A 16,548-nucleotide genomic window follows, 5' to 3' on the forward strand; every position below is an offset into this window, starting at 1 on the left:
CTAGCTCAGCGGCTATAGGATGAATAACTGTGACGCTTCACAGGGGGGGAGACAACTATTGTGATAAACAGCTTCAATGCCAAGAAAACGCTTGCCGTCAATGGCAAAGACTATCAAATTTATAGCTTGCCAGAGGCGGCTAAAACCTTAGGCGATATTAGCCGCCTGCCCTACAGTCTCAAAGTGTTGCTGGAAAATTTGCTGCGTTATGAAGACGACCGTACCGTCACCGCTGCAGACATAAAAGCGATCGCCGACTGGCTACACGCTAGAACCTCTGATCGCGAAATTGCCTACCGTCCGGCACGCGTCTTAATGCAAGACTTTACTGGCGTTCCGGCTGTCGTAGACTTAGCTGCTATGCGTGATGCGATGGTAGCGCTGGGTAGCAACCCTGACAAAATCAATCCCCTCTCGCCCGTTGATCTGGTGATTGACCACTCGGTCATGGTTGATGCCTTTGGCTCTGAAGACGCTTTTAGCGAAAACGTCAAACAGGAATTTCAGCGTAACCACGAACGCTACGCCTTCTTGCGCTGGGGACAAAAAGCCTTTGACAACTTTCGGGTTGTGCCACCCGGTACGGGCATCTGTCACCAAGTCAACTTAGAGTACTTGGCTCAGGTGGTTTGGACTAAGACAGCTAACGGCGAAACAGTAGCTTATCCCGATACCCTTGTTGGCACCGATAGCCATACCACTATGATTAACGGCTTAGCGGTCTTGGGCTGGGGTGTAGGTGGTATTGAAGCCGAAGCAGCCATGCTGGGCCAGCCTATTTCGATGGTAGTGCCTGAAGTGGTGGGCTTTAAGCTAACGGGTCAGCTCCCTGAAGGAGCCACAGCCACCGACCTAGTGCTAACCGTGGTGCAGATGCTGCGGCAAAAAGGCGTAGTGGGCAAATTTGTTGAATTTTATGGTAACGGCCTGGATCATTTAACCCTGGCCGATCGCGCCACTATCAGCAACATGGCTCCTGAGTATGGCGCTACCTGTGGCTTTTTCCCCATTGACGAAGAAACCATCACCTATCTGCATTTCACAGGCCGCGAGGCTGACCGTATTGCCCTGGTTGAAGCTTACGCCAAAGAGCAAGGACTCTGGCGCTATGCTGACATGCCCGATCCGCTTTTTACCGACACGCTCGAACTCGATCTTGCGACGGTTGAGCCGTCCCTAGCTGGCCCCAAACGGCCTCAAGACCGGGTGCTGCTGTCTCAACTAGCCGAGCAGTTTAGAACCTCTGATTTTCCCAGTTTTAGTGGCTTAGCTTCTTATGCTGACAAGCGTTCAGCCGCCGTAGAGGGTGAATCTTATGACCTCACCGACGGTGCTGTCGTCATTGCCGCCATCACTAGCTGCACCAATACGTCTAACCCTTCTGTGATGATTGGTGCGGGTCTAGTTGCCCGCAAAGCCCGCGAAAAGGGTTTAACGGTTAAACCCTGGGTGAAAACGTCATTAGCACCCGGCAGTCAGGTTGTTTCTGACTATTTAGAGCGGGCAGGCTTACAAGCCGATTTGGACGAATTGGGCTTTAATCTGGTGGGTTATGGCTGTACCACCTGCATTGGTAATTCTGGGCCGCTGCCTCAGCCAATTGTGAAGGCGATTGAAGGGGAAGATCTAGTCGTCGGGGCTGTGCTGTCGGGCAATCGCAACTTTGAAGGCCGGGTTAGTCCTTATACCAAAGCAAACTATCTAGCCTCACCGCCTTTAGTGGTGGCGTATGCGATCGCAGGTAACCTGGCAATTGATTTGCTCAACGACCCCATTGGTCAAGATGCCGCTGGGCGTCCTGTCTACCTCAAAGACATTTGGCCCACGACGGCTGAAATTCGCCAAGTCATGCAGGCTTCGCTTACCCCAGAGATGTACCAGAGCCGCTACAGCAACGTCTTTAGCGGCACCGCCGCTTGGCAGCAAATCGCAGCGGCTGATAGCCAAACCTATCCCTGGCAATCTGACAGTACCTATGTGCAAAACCCGCCTTTCTTTGCAGACATGCAACCGACCGTAGGCGATCGCGCCATTGCTGACATTCACGGAGCGCGGCCACTGGCGCTTTTAGGAGACAGCATCACTACCGACCATATTTCTCCTGCCGGATCGATCAAGCCAGATAGCCCCGCAGGGCATTATTTGGTGAATCACCAGGTCACACCAGGTGACTTCAACTCCTTTGGTTCGCGTCGGGGCAACCATGAAGTGATGATGCGCGGCACCTTTGCCAATATTCGCCTACGTAACGAGTTGGCTCCAGGCACATCCGGGGGAGTGACGCAATACATGCCTGCTGGCGAAGAAATGTCTATCTACGACGCCGCCATGAAGTACGTGGCCGCCGATACCCCACTCATCATCTTTGCCGGGAAAGAGTATGGCACCGGATCGTCACGCGACTGGGCAGCCAAAGGAACGCGCCTGCTAGGCGTCAAAGCTGTGGTTGCCGAAAGTTATGAACGAATTCATCGCTCTAACCTAGTAGGCATGGGAGTTTTGCCGCTACAGTTTCCTGCCGGAACCAGCCGCAAAACCTTGAACTTAAAGGGAACAGAAACCTTTGATTTACTCGGCTTAAGTGATGGCATCAGCCCCGGCATGGAAGTGATGCTCACCATTCACCGCGCCGATAGCACCCAGGAACAAACGCCCCTGATTTGCCGAATTGACACAGATGAAGAGGTGGAATACTACCGTAATGGCGGTATTTTGCACTACGTTTTGCGGCAATTACTGACGGCTGAATAATCAAAATCTGCCAACAACAACCGTTTAGGGTGAGTTAGCTCACCCTTTTTTATTGGCTAAGTTCGATTGAGTCACGCGGGTTGCAACTTTAAGAAAGTTCAGCCCAGCCAATAGAGCGATCGCTAAAGGCAGGCAGAAGAATGAGGGCAAAGGGCAAAAGGAAAGGTTTTTTGTCAGTGGCTTTGAGCAACTTGAATGCCAATTCTGGCGGTTACCGCTATAAAAACAAAATAAAAAATAATTGATAGGCTGCGATTATTGAATATTTTGAATCATGAGAAGCTCTATTGATCGGCTGGTCTATGCGCTTGAGCTTATATTCTTTTGCCAGATAACGTTGTGAAAAGACTCGATAAACCGCTAAGCTTAGGCTTAAATCTAATATTTCTAATCTTTTCTTTAAACCTTAACGAAGAATTGGCATTGGCGAAAAATGCAGCATCGGGGCTAAATCAAGATGGAAATTGAAGAACAGGTCAACCAGCAGCGCGTTAAGCATGTGATTGATAGTTATCAGCTATTTGGTGAAGAATGGGCGGCTTTTGAGGTTTGTCTAGATCGAATTTTGCAACGCTATCCCACACCTTTAGTTGAACTGGCATTGACTGAAATTTTGGTTCAAAATTGGCTACGCTATCCGCTGGTGCGGGGGTTAGCGTTCTTAAATCAAGTCCACGAAAAGCTCAAAACTTGGGAAACTCAACCCATTACCAGTGCCATCACCCCTATCCAGTTTCAGCTCATTACCGGACTTGACCCTAGCCCGATTTTCGCCTTGGCTTATGCCCATTCTTCAGATGCTGCGGCTTGGTCTTAACTTGTGAGCCAGCTTGGGCGATCGCCCCAATGCCCAGCACTGAAATGCGTTGCCGTCGCAACGTGTTAGCCGCCGAGATAGCCGTCGCCCCGGTGGTATAAATGTCATCCACCAGCAGCACGCGGGTTGCAGAGCGGCGTTTTTGCCAATAAGACCCTAGAGCAAACGCCTGAGCCAGGTTGTGCCAGCGAGCCTCGGCTCCCAAACCAAACTGAGCTTCGGTCAAGCGGATACGCTGCAAACCATCCGCCGCTAGGGGCAACCTGGTAACGCGGCAAAACCCTTGCGCAATTAATTCAGCTTGGTTGTAGCCACGCTGCTTGAGTTTGTCAGGATGGAGCGGAATCGGCACCACAGTCAGAGGGATTTGTTGTAGCCCTTGCTGCTGCTGCCAGAGGGTACCTAGCCAGCGCCCCAGGGCTAAACCGATTTGAGGCTGCTGCTGATATTTCAACGCAGCGATCGCCTGTTTGAGCGCACCTTCGTAGTGCCCCCAGGCAATGACAGGCAGCGGACTTTGCCAATTGACAGGAACAGAAGCCATCTGTTGCTGTTGCAGGTTGGCGGTACAGGTAAGACAAAACTCTTGGGACGACGGGCGATCGCAAAGTGGACAATGCCCTTGCAAAAAGAGGTTGAGTGCGGCTGTTAAAGGCGATCGCCCTGCCGCTAGCAAATTTAACATGATGCCCCCACAAAGCTAAACGGGTCGATCATGCCGACATGTCCTTATCAGTGCCCCCCGCAAAAGCCAGGATTTTTTACCGGGGGGCTTCAGCCTTGTCCGTAAAAATGTCGGCGGCAAGCAGCATCATTACGCCGCCGCTTCAGGTTTCTTGATAAGCTGAAAAACTGGACCTTCATCTCAAAAGCTATGGCTGCGGTTGCTGATTTACCTTCTCCTACCCCCTTTCCTCTAACGGCCATCGTCGATCAAGAGGCCATCAAACTAGCCCTGCTGCTAGCGGCGGTTGATCCAGGCTTGGGTGGTGTGGTAATTGCCGGACGCCGGGGTACTGCCAAATCAGTCATGGCTAGAGCTTTACATGAACTGCTGCCGCCCATTGAAGTTATTGATGGTTCTTGCTGCAACGCCGATCCAGCCAATCCGCGCCACTGGGATGACGAAACCCTAGAACGCTTAGGCAACGAACCCAAAGCGCTAGCTGAACTGCCCACCAAAGTGATTGCGGCTCCCTTTATTCAAATTCCGCTTGGAGTCACAGAAGATCGCCTGCTAGGTTCGGTCGATGTCGCCAAATCAATCAGCCAGGGCGACACGGTTTTTCAACCGGGGTTGCTAGCAGAAGCCAATCGGGGCGTTTTATATGTCGATGAAATCAATCTGCTAGATGACCAAATTTCTAACCTGCTGCTCTCGACGCTGACAGAAGGCCGCAACCTGATTGAGCGGGAAGGAATTAGCTTTCAACACCCCTGTGAACCCCTGCTGATTGCCACTTATAACCCCGAAGAAGGCGCTCTGCGCGACCACTTGCTCGATCGCATTGCCATCGCCCTAGCGGCAGACCAACCGCTTGATCTAGCTAGCCGAGTTGAAGTGGTCGATCGCACTACTCAGTTTAATGACAACCCCTCCGCTTTTCTGGCACAACACGCTGAGGCTATCGACACGCTCAAAACCCAGATCATCTTAGCCAGAGAATGGCTCAAAGACGTACAGATCAGCCGCGAACAGGTGCAATATCTGGTTACCGAAGCGGTGCGAGGGGGCGTTCAAGGGCATCGCGCCGAGCTGTTTGCTCTGCGAGTCGCTAAAGCGAATGCCGCCTTAGAGGGGCGCACTGAGGTCAACGCAGAGGATTTGCGCTGCGCCGTAGAGCTAGTAATTTTGCCGCGATCGCTAGCCATGCAAGCCCCACCGCCAGAGGAAGCGCCACCGCCACCGCCGCCACCCCCCTCAAACCCAGAACCAGAAGACCCCGAAGACAATTTAGAAGACCCCGAAGACAGCGACGAAGACGATTCTGACGAACAGCCAGACGCATCACCGCCGAGTATTCCAGAAGAGTTTGTCTTTGACCCCGAAGGGGTAGTGATTGATCCAGCGGTGCTGCTCTTTGCCCAAGCCATGAGCCGTCAGGGTAAATCTGGCAGCCAGAGCATTATTTTTTCGGACGAACGGGGGCGCTATATCAAGCCAATGCTGCCGCAAGGGCCCGCCCGTCGCATTGCTGTAGATGCCACCCTCCGCGCTGCTTCGCCTTACCAAAAAGCCCGCCGTGCCCGCCAGCCTGAGCGTCGAGTCATTGTTGAGCCAGGGGATATTCGGGCGAAAAAGCTAGCTCGCAAAGCTGGTTCGCTGGTTGTTTTTCTGGTAGATGCGTCGGGTTCGATGGCGCTAAACCGTATGCAGTCTGCAAAGGGTGCTGTTTTGCAGTTACTCACTGAAGCTTACCAAAACCGCGATCAGGTAGCGTTGATTCCGTTTCGGGGCGAAAAAGCAGACGTGCTTTTGCCGCCAACGCGGTCGATTGCGGCAGCCCGCCGTCGCCTAGAGCGTCTACCCTGCGGCGGCGGATCGCCTTTAGCGCATGGGTTGACCCAGGCAGTTCGGGTAGGCACCAATGCCCAGCAGTCTGGCGATATTGGCAATGTAGTGATTGTGGCTATTACCGATGGGCGCGGCAATATTCCCTTAGCGCGATCGCTCGGTGAACCCCTAGACGCTGATGAGCCACCCGACATCAAAGCCGAACTCCTCGACATCGCCGCCCGTATCCGCGCCATTGGCTTTCAACTGTTGATTATTGATACGGAGCGCAAGTTTGTTTCAACTGGATTTGGTAAAGAACTGGCTAAAACCGCTGGCGGTAAGTACTATCGCTTGCCCAAAGCAACCGATCAGGCGATCGCCGCTATGGCTCGCGGGGCGATCGCCGATATGCGCACTGCCTAAATGCATTTAGCGATCGCTAGCACGGTAGGATAATAGATCAACGGCTGCAGTGGCTCAGCCTGCTCTGGTTTAGTTGGCTGAGGATGTCTGAAGCGTGCAAAAAAGAGCGCCTAAATCAGCTTGGAAAAATGAACTAGACGACCTTGTGCGTGGACTTTGCGGTGGCTTTTTGTTTGGCACCCCTTTGTTCTACACCATGGAAGTCTGGTGGATTGGCTCAGCGGCTGAACCCCAACTGATGCTACTGGCTCTGTTGATTACTTTCGTTGTTGTGCTTTTGCTCAACCGCACCGAAGGCTTCCGTAAAACTGAAAGCGTTGATTGGCGCAACGCCTGCTTTGATAGCGTAGAAGCGATCGCCATTGGCCTTGTCTGTGCTGGGTGTATGCTGATTCTGCTACGAGAAATTACCTTTTCCACCCAAGTCAAAGAAGCGCTGGGCAAAATCGTTTATAGTGGCATTCCCTTTGCCTTAGGCGTCACCGTAGCCAACCAATATCTCAGCGGTCAAGCCGACAACAATAGCGCTCAAAAGGCGTCTCAGGCGGAACCACCAAGCGATAACCTCAACGAAACCCTAAGCGATATTGGCGTTACCTTAATCGGTGCGATCTTTGTGGCCTTTAACATTGCCCCCACCGAAGAGGTACCCATGCTAGCAACGGCCATCGCTGGCCCCTGGCTCATTGCCATGATTGGAGCTTCTCTGTTCATTTCCTACGGCATTGTTTTTCAGGCCAACTTTGCCCATCAGCCCCAGCGGCGACGGCAAAAGGGTCTTTTTCAAAGCCCGCTAAACGAAACCGTTATTTCTTATCTAGTCTCGCTGATTGCGGCAGGGCTGATGCTCAGCTTCTTTCACCAAATTGAAATGGGTGATCCGCTAACGGTTTGGCTACCCCAAACATTAGTCCTCGGACTACCCGCTAGCATCGGCGGTGCCGCCGGCAGGCTTGTGATATGAATCATGCGTCCCCTGAGTCTAACCCCTCTCCAGAGGTGACTGACCCCAAGCGAACACCAGCAGAATGGGTCAGTTTTGCGATCGCCTCCACCATCCTCATTGGCGTCGTCGGCTTAGCTAGCTACCTCTGGATCGGCACCCCCAAAACCCAAAATCCTCCCCAGCTAAAAGTAACGCAGCAAGCAGCTCGTCAAACCCAAAACCATCAGTTTTATGTCCCCTTTGTTGTCGTCAATCAGGGGGGTCAAACCGTCGATTCGGTGCAGGTAATTGCCGAATTACGCATCAATGGCGAAGTGGCTGAATCGGGCGAGCAGCAGTTTCAGTTTCTCTCAAGCAACGAAACCGAATCGGGTGCTTTTGTTTTCCAGCAAAATCCCAGCCAGGGAGAATTGATCATTCGCATCGCCAGCTACAGCCTGCCCTAATGCCCAGGTTAGAAGATAACCTAAGGACAAACAGGGAAAAAAGAAGGCCATGCATCAAAAACTGCTTCAGACTTGTCCTGATCTGCGCTACCGATTAGCGATACCGCCCTCTTCAAAAACTCGACAAAAATTTAGACTTAACCCGCTTAACCCGTTTTCTCATAGCAAAACCACCCAGCGAAGCGGGCATGCTAAAGACGGGTTATTCAGCTTTCTATCTACGCATGGAAAATGTCGCTGCTGTGAGAGTTGAAGGTCAGCGGGCACTTGCAGCCATTATGTTGACTGATGCAGTCGGTTTCAGTGCGCGCATGTCAGTAAATGAAGAATTGACGCTGAAGCTCATCTGCCAAGACCTCCAACTGATGGAAGAGGTTTGCCAGCAGGCCGAAGGAAAAGTGCTCAAATCAACGGGCGATGGCCTCTTGATGTCTTTTGTCAGCGCTGTTCAGGCCGTGACATGTGCGCTCAAAATCCAAAAGCGCTTGGCTGAACGGCAGGCGATCGATCTCAGCGAACAGCCGCTTGAGCACCGCATTGGCATTCATTTAGGCGATGTCTTTTTTAGCCAGTCAGACGTGATGGGTAACGGTGTTAACATCGCGGCTCGGCTACAGCATCAAGCTGAACCTGGCGGCATTTGTATTTCGCAAACCATTTACGATGTGGTTAAAGTACCGTTGTCGTTGCAAGCTTCCTTTGTTGGCCCCTTGCAGCTCAAAAATATTCGTCAAGCCATTTCGGTTTATCAAATTGCGCCCTACGCTAGAAGGCGGCCTCAGTGTGAAGATCTGACAGAAGCCACGCCCCTCAACTTTGATACCCCTTTAGATGCCACTGTGCAGGCGCTCAAGCAGCATGCCAACAGCCGTCGCATCAAAAAGCTGCTTTTTGGCACCTGTCAGAACGGTTGGGAAAACGATCCTGCTATCTTAGCCAAGTTTGAACTCAAAGAGTTATTACAAACTTTACTCGATCGCTATCCAACCTTAGATGCCCTCAAACAAGCCATCAGCCGCACTGTTTCTGGCCTCAATCGTCAGCAAATCTATGGCGCAGTCGCCGATATCATCGTCACCCAAGTAGAACCGCTTTACCCCAGCCCCGTTACCGCCACCGGACTGGTAATGAATGAAGCCACTCAGCTAGAAGCAGGTTCCCCCGCCAGTAGCTATCAAGCGATCGCTCAAATCATTGAACAATCGCTGCATCGGCTACGGCTAACCAAGCTGCTCTACTGTATTGGTCATGATGTTTGGGAAAACAATTCTCAGACCTTGTCTCAGCTCAACCTGGTGGATTTAGTTGAGCAGGTTCACCAGTTAACCCCCACCCCTAAAGACTTAAAGTATCGACTCAGTCGCATTGTCAGACAGCTCAATCGTCAGGCTGAGTATCGACCTGTTGCCAATACCTTGATCAAGGCTTTCCATCCCCTCTATGCCCAATCTCAGCTAGACCCCACCAGTTTGGGCGCATTCACAAGATGTTCGGAACAGGCTAAAGCCGCCGCAACTCGACTAGAACCTTTTGCCAACTCTGCTGTAGGCGGCGCAACTCAGGCTCATTACAGTGGCTTACGAGTCGCTCAAAGTGAGGTAGACTCAGCCGTTGAGGTGGCTAGCGGCCCCCAAGATCGCAGCAACCTCTTTCCTTTGCGTTTGGAAATTTTGAAGTACACCAATCCCTTACGGGCGAAAATTTTGCTGTTGTCTTGCGTCTACGGGCCGTTTAGCTTTACTGAACCAGAGTGGCGATCGCTGCGCACTAAAACCCTAGAAGACTTGCTGAAAGAAACTTTTGACTATTGCCAAACCTTTGCCGACCTTGAAAGCAGGTTGACTATTTTAGCTCATTGCTTAGATAGCACCGACGAAAATGTGCAAGTAGCGGGTGCGATCGCGCGGGTGATGAAACCCTACTATCCCGTATGACTATCAGTAATTTGTTGGAGCGCTACGCCGCTGGAGCCATTGATTTTCGGGGCATTAATCTAGTCAGTGCTCAACTGGAAAAAGTCGATCTAATTGGGGCAAATCTGGCTAAAGCCGATTTAGAAAATGCCAACTTGATGCTGGCTTACCTCAGTCGAGTCAACTTTTGTCAGGCCAACTTAATGCGGGCGCGACTAGCAGGTGCGAACCTCAATCAGGCCAATTTGGTGCAAGCTAATTTGAGCGACGCCGATTTGCACGGTGCCAGCTTGCAGGGCGCAGCCCTATATGGGGCTGATTTGAGTTTGGCTAATTTGCTCGATGCTAACTTAATAGATGCTGACCTCAGAGACGTTAATCTCAGCGGTGCCAATCTGACCGGGGCTTGTTTGCGCGGGGCTAACCTCCGACAAGAAAACCGCAACGGCAGAGCTTATCTGCGCGGGGCTAACCTCCGACAGGCCGACCTGCAAGGCGCTAACCTGCGCGGCGCTGATCTGGCTAATGCGGATTTGCGCGGAGCCAACCTCAGCGAGGCTTTTCTGCGTGACGCCGACCTCAGCGGCGCTAAGCTGCAAGGCGCTAACTTAGCCCAGGCTTCTTTGAGTGATGCTTTGTTGATTGGGGCAAACCTGGCTGAAGCCAACTTAACAGCGGTTAAAATGCAGCGATCGCAGCTGATGGAAGCTAACCTGGCGCAGGTGATTTTAGCGGAAGCCAACTTGGTAGAAGCAAAACTCAATAGTGCCGATTTGAGCGCGGCCAATCTCACAAAAGCACGCCTCAGCCGCACTGATTTGAGTCGGGCTAACTTTAGCGGAGCCAACCTGAGTTATGCCTTGCTAGTAGACGCCTATTTGGCGCGGGCAAAGCTAGTAGACGCTAATTTAACAGCCGCGCTGCTGACACGCGCCGAACTGAGCAGCGCCGATTTAACCGGAGCCACGTTGACCGGGGCGACACTCCCTGACGGCAGCACCCATCCCTAGCTACACTTTCTCTCCTACAAACGGCGTGGCCCAGTGCTGCCAGTTTTCTTTATTGAACGGCGATCGCCACTGATAAATCAAATCTCGTTCGAGTTGCTGGCGAGCTTTGCGATCCTCAGGGGCGTTGCACCAGAAGCCAATATTAACCGCTGTCGGCAAACCTAGCTGGTTGTGGCAGGAAACATAATTTAAGATGTAGCGCTTACAGTCGTGGACTCCTTTCCAGCGCTGATTTGACTTCACCGTTTCACCCACATAAAGCAAAATTGGCAGCTCAGCATCTACGACAAAGTACAAAGCCGCCACCCCCAAGTCATCAAACTGCCAGCGCCAAAACTCAACATTTTGAGGCCGTAGCCCAAACGGATCAAGATTCTCGGCTCCAGCCGCGATCGCGGCTGGCTCAAACAAATCAATCTGCACAGGAGCCGTCGCTGGTTGCACCTGTTGCTGAAACCGAAAAATCCGTTGTTTCCAGGTGTCTAGTTCAGCCGCACTCAGGGTTAAACCAGGGTGAGCATTTGCATAGCTCGACAACCGAGCGGCCTGATCGGCTGCATAAGATAACAGCGAAGGTTGCTGTGGCATCACTGCATTTGCCTCAAACAAAACTCTACTGGTAGCGTCTTTAACTTTAGCAGACGCTACCAGTAGAGCAGCAAACAGATAAAAAGTGACTAAAGCGTCGTCCTAGCCGCGTCGTCGCTCCAGCAAAATCATCATGAGCAGGCTTAGCAAAATTCTAATTTCTTCTTGCTCATCTAGCATATCGGTTTTTTTGATCGTAAAAATGCGCGAGAAAAAGGCAGGTTGCTTCTCCAAACGCATGACCACACTGCCTTCAGAGCGACTGACCAAATAGCTAGGGTTAAACACATAGCCAGTGAAAATGCCCACAAGCGGAATTTCGGCAAAGAGCGAATCCATCACCTTGACCCAGGGATTTTTCTCACTGATGGTGAAGGTAACCGCATCTTGCTTAAAAATATCGTAGCGAGCCCGCCAAATAGAGCGCCAGCCGTGACGTTTCACCGCTCCAACTTCGCGCTGATAGGGGTCGGTAAAAGCATAGCGGGCTGAAAAATCTAAGATTCGATCGGCTTTAATTTCGTAGCGTAGCTGCGTTTGCTCAGGGTCAGCAAACACGCCAATCGCTTCTTTCAGCTTAAAAAGTTTCTGGCGAATATAAAAAACGACATTTCCCGAAGCATCAGTCACTAAAATTTGCGGCGCTAGCGCCCAAAACTTGAACGTAAGGGTCAAAGGGTATTGCAGCATACGGCGCTCCTTAGTCGCGTCATCAAGGCTTACTTTAGAAATTCCCTAGATGATGACCGATACGCCTAGCTAGTTTTCAGTTGGGGGATATTTTTTACAAAATGTTGTTGGGAATGAGCGTTTACTGCGTCAGGGCACGAATAAACTGCTGTAGCTCCGTCAAAAATCCTTTGCGGGGCGGTTTCTGAGTCGCCGACTGAGCCGCCGCATCGGTGGCAGATTGACCCGCTAAAACCTGGTCTAAAACTTCACTAGACGGTCGTTCGGGAAGTTCAGCCAGGAGGGTGTAATTATCGTCAGCGTCTTCTTGCCAAACTTGCCATCCCCCGGGATAAGACCGTTGAATGGCAGCGCCTTCTAGAGGTTTGAGGTAGTAGCTTGTTTCTAGCGTGCTGAGAAAGCGATCGCGCAACTGCCGTCCTGCATAGCCAATGCCGATGGTGGCGACGTCTTCAAGCCTAGGGTTGAGAATAACAACGGGTCGTCCTAAGGCGTTTTCGACCACCTTTTCTACTTGCGCCACTTCTACGGCAGAGGGTTCTACCACCAAAAATAACTCGTCGTCAGCAGCTAACTGGCCTCTAATTTCGCCCAGTCCTCGAATGGTAAAAGCTGGATTGCCCCAATCGCGTTTGGCAAGCGCCGCTGCCCCCGCATCCGGAAAGAACACGGTAAACTGTAGCCCCATCTGCTCAAACAAGGGATAAAACTGCTGGGCGACTGGCATAATTTGCAGTTCTGGAAAAGCCAGGTCAACCACAATGCGGCTGAGGCCAGCTTGAATCGCATTCTGGGTTGCGGTTTGCGCTTGGGCGATCGCGGCTTCGAGCGTCTTAGGAAGTTCAGCCATAGCTTTTAAAAATGTTTCAACACAGCTTTTTAATCATCGGTTTAGCCAGTTTGGGCGTTGGTTTGCGCCACCCTAGCACGGGACTTTTATTTTCCGCCGAAAGCGTTTGAGAATCAACTTGCCAGCGTTGCGTCAGACAGCCGCCCGTAGCCACCGGGGGGCGATCGCAATAACCACAAGGGCTGAGACACTTCAAGGGCTGAAGGCTCCTGACATGGAAAGCTTTCCTGCTGCTCTCTGCCCTCTACCCTTAGCTATACTTTCTGGCTAGAGTAGGATTTCTTAGCCGTAGTCGCTCGCTAGGATTGGCCTATTCCTTTCCTCACCAATTTTATGGATTTGCAACTGAGCGACAAAACGGCTTTGGTTTCTGGCTCAACTGCCGGAATTGGTTACGCGATCGCGGCTGGGCTGGCTAAAGAAGGGGCAACTGTGATTCTCAACAGCCGTCAGCAAGAGCGGATTGACGCCGCGATCGCTCAACTGCAATCGTCAGGGGTTTCAGGTAAGCTCATGGGGATTGCGGCTGATTTGAGTACAGCGGCAGGAGCCGCCAAGGTGACAGACCAGTTTCCAGCAGTGGATATTTTGGTCAACAACGTGGGGATTTATGAACCCAAACCCTTTGAAGACATCACCGATGAGGAGTGGCTTAACTTTTATCAGGTTAACGTTATGAGCGGTGTACGGCTGTCGCGGGCTTACCTGCCGAAAATGAAGCAGCGCAACTGGGGCCGCATTATCTTTATTTCTAGCGAGTCTGGCGTCCATATTCCAGGGCCGATGGTGCATTATGGCATGACCAAAGCTGCTCAAATTGCGATCGCCCGTGGCCTAGCCGAAACTACTGCCGGAACTCAGGTTACCGTCAACTCGGTGCTAGCAGGGCCAACCTATTCAGAAGGCGTGAGCGAGTTTGTCGAACGCATGGCCGATACCCAGGGTAAGGAGGTAGAAACCGTCGAAGCTGAATTCTTTCAAAAAACCCGCCCTACTTCTTTAATTCAGCGCTTTGCCACCCCTGAAGAAGTGGCTAACTTGGTGGTCTATGTAGCCAGCCCACTAGCGGCTGCCACCAATGGCGCACCGTTGCGGGTTGAAGGCGGCTGTATTAGCGCAGCTTTTTAGCGACTGGTTAAGGCAAATTGCTGGAGCGACGGGCGGCGGGAGATTCTAGCTGGTCAACCCGGTTTTCGAGCTGAACCACCCGCTGCTTCAGCTCGATCGCTAGCGTGGCTAAGTTATCAAACTGTTCTGCTAGTGAAGGCTCTAGAGGGCTAGCCGGGGGAGCAGCAGGCAAACTGGGGGGTCTAGCCGGGGCGGGTCGCGTACGAGTTGCCTGTGATTCTAGCTGGCTCAGACGAGTTCTCACGTTTTGTAGATCAAATTCTAGGCGGGTGACGCGGGAGTTTAAGCCTGAATCGAGTTGGCTAATAGCGGGTAAGGCGATCGCCAACAAGAGGGCGAGGCCAAAGCAAACAATTATCAGCGATCGTCGCATCTGGTTAAAAGACTTTTAAGAAAGGACAGCCGAGCAATGACCAGCCTGTTTAGGCTGAGGTATTGCTATAGCCGCAGGCGCTGAAACCCGCTGCCTTTGGCTACAACAATGGCTCTATTAACCAGTATGACAACCCTGGCAAAGACCTTTGGAGCCAGTTGCGCCAGCCTTTTTAGCTCGTTTGTCATGACTTTGTTATCACAAGGAGCAAAAGCGGGTAGCCTGTAGTCCTAAATTGTCAGGGACTTTGTGACGATTCTTAGCTCAATTTTGTTCTAATTTGTCTCCGCTGGCCTATGATAAGCGCGATAGTGCTCGTCGCTGGCGATCGCTCAGTCTATAACTTCTAGGTGGCAGTATGAAGGATATCCGCAACGCTGTTGTGATTTTGGCCGGCGCTGTTTTGCTAGGCGGCCTTCCGTTCAAGGCGTTCGCTCAAGAAACCCCTCCGCCTGAGTCAGAAGTGATGGAGGAGGAGGTTGACGTTGCTGAACCCGAACCGCTCCCGAACCCTATTGAACTGTATAACCGAGGGGTTGAGCTGTTTGAAGACGGTGACTACGAAGCGTCGATTGCGGTTTTAGATCAAGCGATCGCGCTGAATCCTAATTATGCTGAAGCCTATGGCTATCGCGGGGCTTCCTATGCCTTGCTAGAAGACTGGAATACAGCTTTGGCTAATGTCAATCGGTCGTTGGCGCTCAAACCTGATCTGGCTCCAGCTTATTTTTTACGGGGCTACATCTATTACAAAACCGACGACAACAGACGAGCTATTCAAGACTTTGACCAGGCATTAGCTTACGATCCCACCTATTTCCGCGCCTATCTTTATCGTGGCTATGTCGATGCTAGCTTTGGCAACTACTCAACCGCCATTGATGACTTTACCGCAGCACTTGAGTTAGAACCCGGTTCAGCCGAAGCCTATCTACACCGGGCTGATGCCTATGCTGAGCTAGGTGAGCATCGATCAGCGATCGCTGATTTTACCCAAGCTATTGATATCCGCCGCCAGCGGCAACGACGCAACCTCGAAGCTCATATTGGTCGTGGAGCCTCTTACTACGCCTTGGGGCAGTATGACAAAGCCCTCGAAGATTTAGACTTAGCGGTTCGCTTTGACCCTGACTCCGCCGAAGCCCGCTTTAACCGTAGCTTTGTCTACGTGGCGCAAAATCGCCCGCAACGAGCTATCGAAGAACTTGATCGGGCAATTTTAATTAACGCCGATTATGTAGAAGCCTACCTCAACCGGGGCATTTTACTGGCCGAGCAAGGCAATACCCAAGCAGCCCTCGAAGATTTTGGTCGGGTTCTGGCGATTGATCCGCAGTCGGCAGAAGCCTATAAACGACGGGCTGATGTTCGCCTAGCGGCTAACGATGAAGTAGGAGCCGTCGCTGACTATGCCGAAGCTATCTTTATTGATCCGGGGTATTCTCAAGCTTACAAAGGCCGAGGCGATGCCTGGATTGCATTAGGCGATCGGCAAAATGCTTTGGCTGACTATACACAAGCGATCGACCTACAGCCAACGAATATTGAAGCCTTTAGGGCGAGAGGCGATGTGTTTAATAGCATTGGCAACTATCAGCGCGCCTATGACGATTACACGCGTGTCATTCGCGGGGATGTAGAAGATGCTGAAGTTTATTACAACCGGGCTTTTGCACAGTTGCGCTTGGGCAACACTCAGGGAGCCAGAATTGACTTGCAGCGGGCTTCGGATCTTTACCTATCGACTGGCAATGCCCAAGGCTACCGCGATGTCTTAGACATTATGAGTCAGCTTTAGAACAGTTTTGTCATAAGTGGATGGGCAAAGAACTCTGTTTATGCCCATCCACTGCGAGTCAACCTTGCAACCTCATTAGTTAACTTTTTTAAGCAGCAGGCCAAAGAAGCCAAGGGCTGCTAAACCTGCAATCGGTGTAGACTCTGGAATACCTTCGGCACGAAGGGGGCTAGACTTTTGGCTACGCACCTCTGTATCAATTGAAACTATTTAGAAATTTCACAGAAGCCACTTAAGTATTTGCGAAATTTTATCCAGAAAGAATTTTGGCAGTTTTTTGCTAAGCCAGCAGCCACTATTCGGCGACTGCTGGCAGCG

Annotated in this window: 15 protein-coding genes; 9 read left to right on the forward strand and 6 right to left on the reverse strand. The window is 51.7% G+C overall.

The window, feature by feature from the left end; translation table 11 throughout:
• The first annotated feature begins 63 nt into the window (after positions 1-63).
• A complete protein-coding gene (acnA, locus tag ACTS3T_RS20365) occupies positions 64-2,751 on the forward strand; it encodes an aconitate hydratase AcnA (RefSeq protein ID WP_462935499.1) in 2,688 nt (895 codons plus the stop codon).
• Between the two features lie 457 nt (positions 2,752-3,208).
• Positions 3,209-3,568: a hypothetical protein gene (locus ACTS3T_RS20370; protein WP_462935479.1), complete on the forward strand. Its 360-nt coding sequence runs from the start codon at positions 3,209-3,211 to the stop codon at positions 3,566-3,568.
• On the opposite strand, the gene ACTS3T_RS20375 is transcribed toward ACTS3T_RS20370, so the two are convergent.
• Complete coding sequence (locus ACTS3T_RS20375; protein ID WP_462935480.1) at positions 3,510-4,253, reverse strand: ComF family protein; 744 nt, start codon at positions 4,251-4,253, stop codon at positions 3,510-3,512. The two genes, ACTS3T_RS20370 and ACTS3T_RS20375, sit on opposite strands and share 59 nt — an antisense overlap.
• Before the next feature lie 189 nt (positions 4,254-4,442).
• On the opposite strand from ACTS3T_RS20375, the gene bchD reads away from it, so the two are divergent.
• From bchD to ACTS3T_RS20400, 5 genes are all read left to right on the forward strand, one after another.
• A complete protein-coding gene (gene bchD, locus ACTS3T_RS20380; protein ID WP_462935481.1) occupies positions 4,443-6,488 on the forward strand; it encodes a magnesium chelatase ATPase subunit D in 2,046 nt (681 codons plus the stop codon).
• A 94-nt stretch (positions 6,489-6,582) separates the two neighbouring features.
• Positions 6,583-7,452 carry a TIGR02587 family membrane protein gene (locus ACTS3T_RS20385; protein ID WP_462935482.1) on the forward strand — a complete coding sequence of 290 codons (870 nt, stop codon included), beginning with the start codon at positions 6,583-6,585 and terminating at the stop codon, positions 7,450-7,452.
• A complete protein-coding gene (locus ACTS3T_RS20390; RefSeq protein ID WP_462935483.1) occupies positions 7,449-7,880 on the forward strand; it encodes a TIGR02588 family protein in 432 nt (143 codons plus the stop codon). The genes ACTS3T_RS20385 and ACTS3T_RS20390 overlap by 4 nt, the downstream gene beginning before the upstream one ends.
• A gap of 188 nt (positions 7,881-8,068) precedes the next feature.
• Positions 8,069-9,814, forward strand: a complete 1,746-nt coding sequence (locus ACTS3T_RS20395) for an adenylate/guanylate cyclase domain-containing protein (RefSeq protein ID WP_462935484.1) — start codon at positions 8,069-8,071, stop codon at positions 9,812-9,814.
• The gene (locus ACTS3T_RS20400; RefSeq protein WP_462935485.1) at positions 9,811-10,803 is read left to right on the forward strand and encodes a pentapeptide repeat-containing protein; all 993 of its coding nucleotides are present in this window, start codon (positions 9,811-9,813) and stop codon (positions 10,801-10,803) included. Before ACTS3T_RS20395 ends, ACTS3T_RS20400 begins: the two co-directional genes overlap by 4 nt.
• Here ACTS3T_RS20400 and ACTS3T_RS20405 read toward each other — a convergent pair whose 3' ends face one another.
• From ACTS3T_RS20405 to ACTS3T_RS20420, 4 genes are all read right to left on the reverse strand, one after another.
• The gene (locus ACTS3T_RS20405; RefSeq protein WP_462935486.1) at positions 10,804-11,391 is read right to left on the reverse strand and encodes a GIY-YIG nuclease family protein; all 588 of its coding nucleotides are present in this window, start codon (positions 11,389-11,391) and stop codon (positions 10,804-10,806) included.
• A 102-nt stretch (positions 11,392-11,493) separates the two neighbouring features.
• The gene (locus ACTS3T_RS20410) at positions 11,494-12,078 is read right to left on the reverse strand and encodes an LURP-one-related/scramblase family protein (RefSeq protein WP_462935500.1); all 585 of its coding nucleotides are present in this window, start codon (positions 12,076-12,078) and stop codon (positions 11,494-11,496) included.
• Between the two features lie 124 nt (positions 12,079-12,202).
• Positions 12,203-12,931: a DUF1995 family protein gene (locus tag ACTS3T_RS20415; protein WP_462935487.1), complete on the reverse strand. Its 729-nt coding sequence runs from the start codon at positions 12,929-12,931 to the stop codon at positions 12,203-12,205.
• 16 nt (positions 12,932-12,947) lie between these two features.
• Positions 12,948-13,127: a hypothetical protein gene (locus ACTS3T_RS20420; RefSeq protein WP_462935488.1), complete on the reverse strand. Its 180-nt coding sequence runs from the start codon at positions 13,125-13,127 to the stop codon at positions 12,948-12,950.
• A 137-nt stretch (positions 13,128-13,264) separates the two neighbouring features.
• On the opposite strand from ACTS3T_RS20420, the gene ACTS3T_RS20425 reads away from it, so the two are divergent.
• The gene (locus tag ACTS3T_RS20425) at positions 13,265-14,059 is read left to right on the forward strand and encodes an SDR family NAD(P)-dependent oxidoreductase (RefSeq protein ID WP_462935489.1); all 795 of its coding nucleotides are present in this window, start codon (positions 13,265-13,267) and stop codon (positions 14,057-14,059) included.
• 7 nt (positions 14,060-14,066) lie between these two features.
• Here ACTS3T_RS20425 and ACTS3T_RS20430 read toward each other — a convergent pair whose 3' ends face one another.
• Positions 14,067-14,432, reverse strand: coding sequence for a hypothetical protein (locus ACTS3T_RS20430; RefSeq protein ID WP_462935490.1), 366 nt, complete (start codon positions 14,430-14,432; stop codon positions 14,067-14,069).
• A gap of 358 nt (positions 14,433-14,790) precedes the next feature.
• Here ACTS3T_RS20430 and ACTS3T_RS20435 point away from each other — a divergent pair, with 358 nt between their 5' ends.
• On the forward strand, positions 14,791-16,230 hold the full coding sequence (locus tag ACTS3T_RS20435) for a tetratricopeptide repeat protein (protein ID WP_462935491.1): 1,440 nt from the start codon (positions 14,791-14,793) through the stop codon (positions 16,228-16,230).
• Positions 16,231-16,548 lie beyond the last annotated feature (318 nt).

The organism is Almyronema sp. (genome assembly GCF_052168255.1).
Classification (GTDB): domain Bacteria; phylum Cyanobacteriota; class Cyanobacteriia; order Phormidesmidales; family Phormidesmidaceae; genus Sphaerothrix; species Sphaerothrix epifaneia.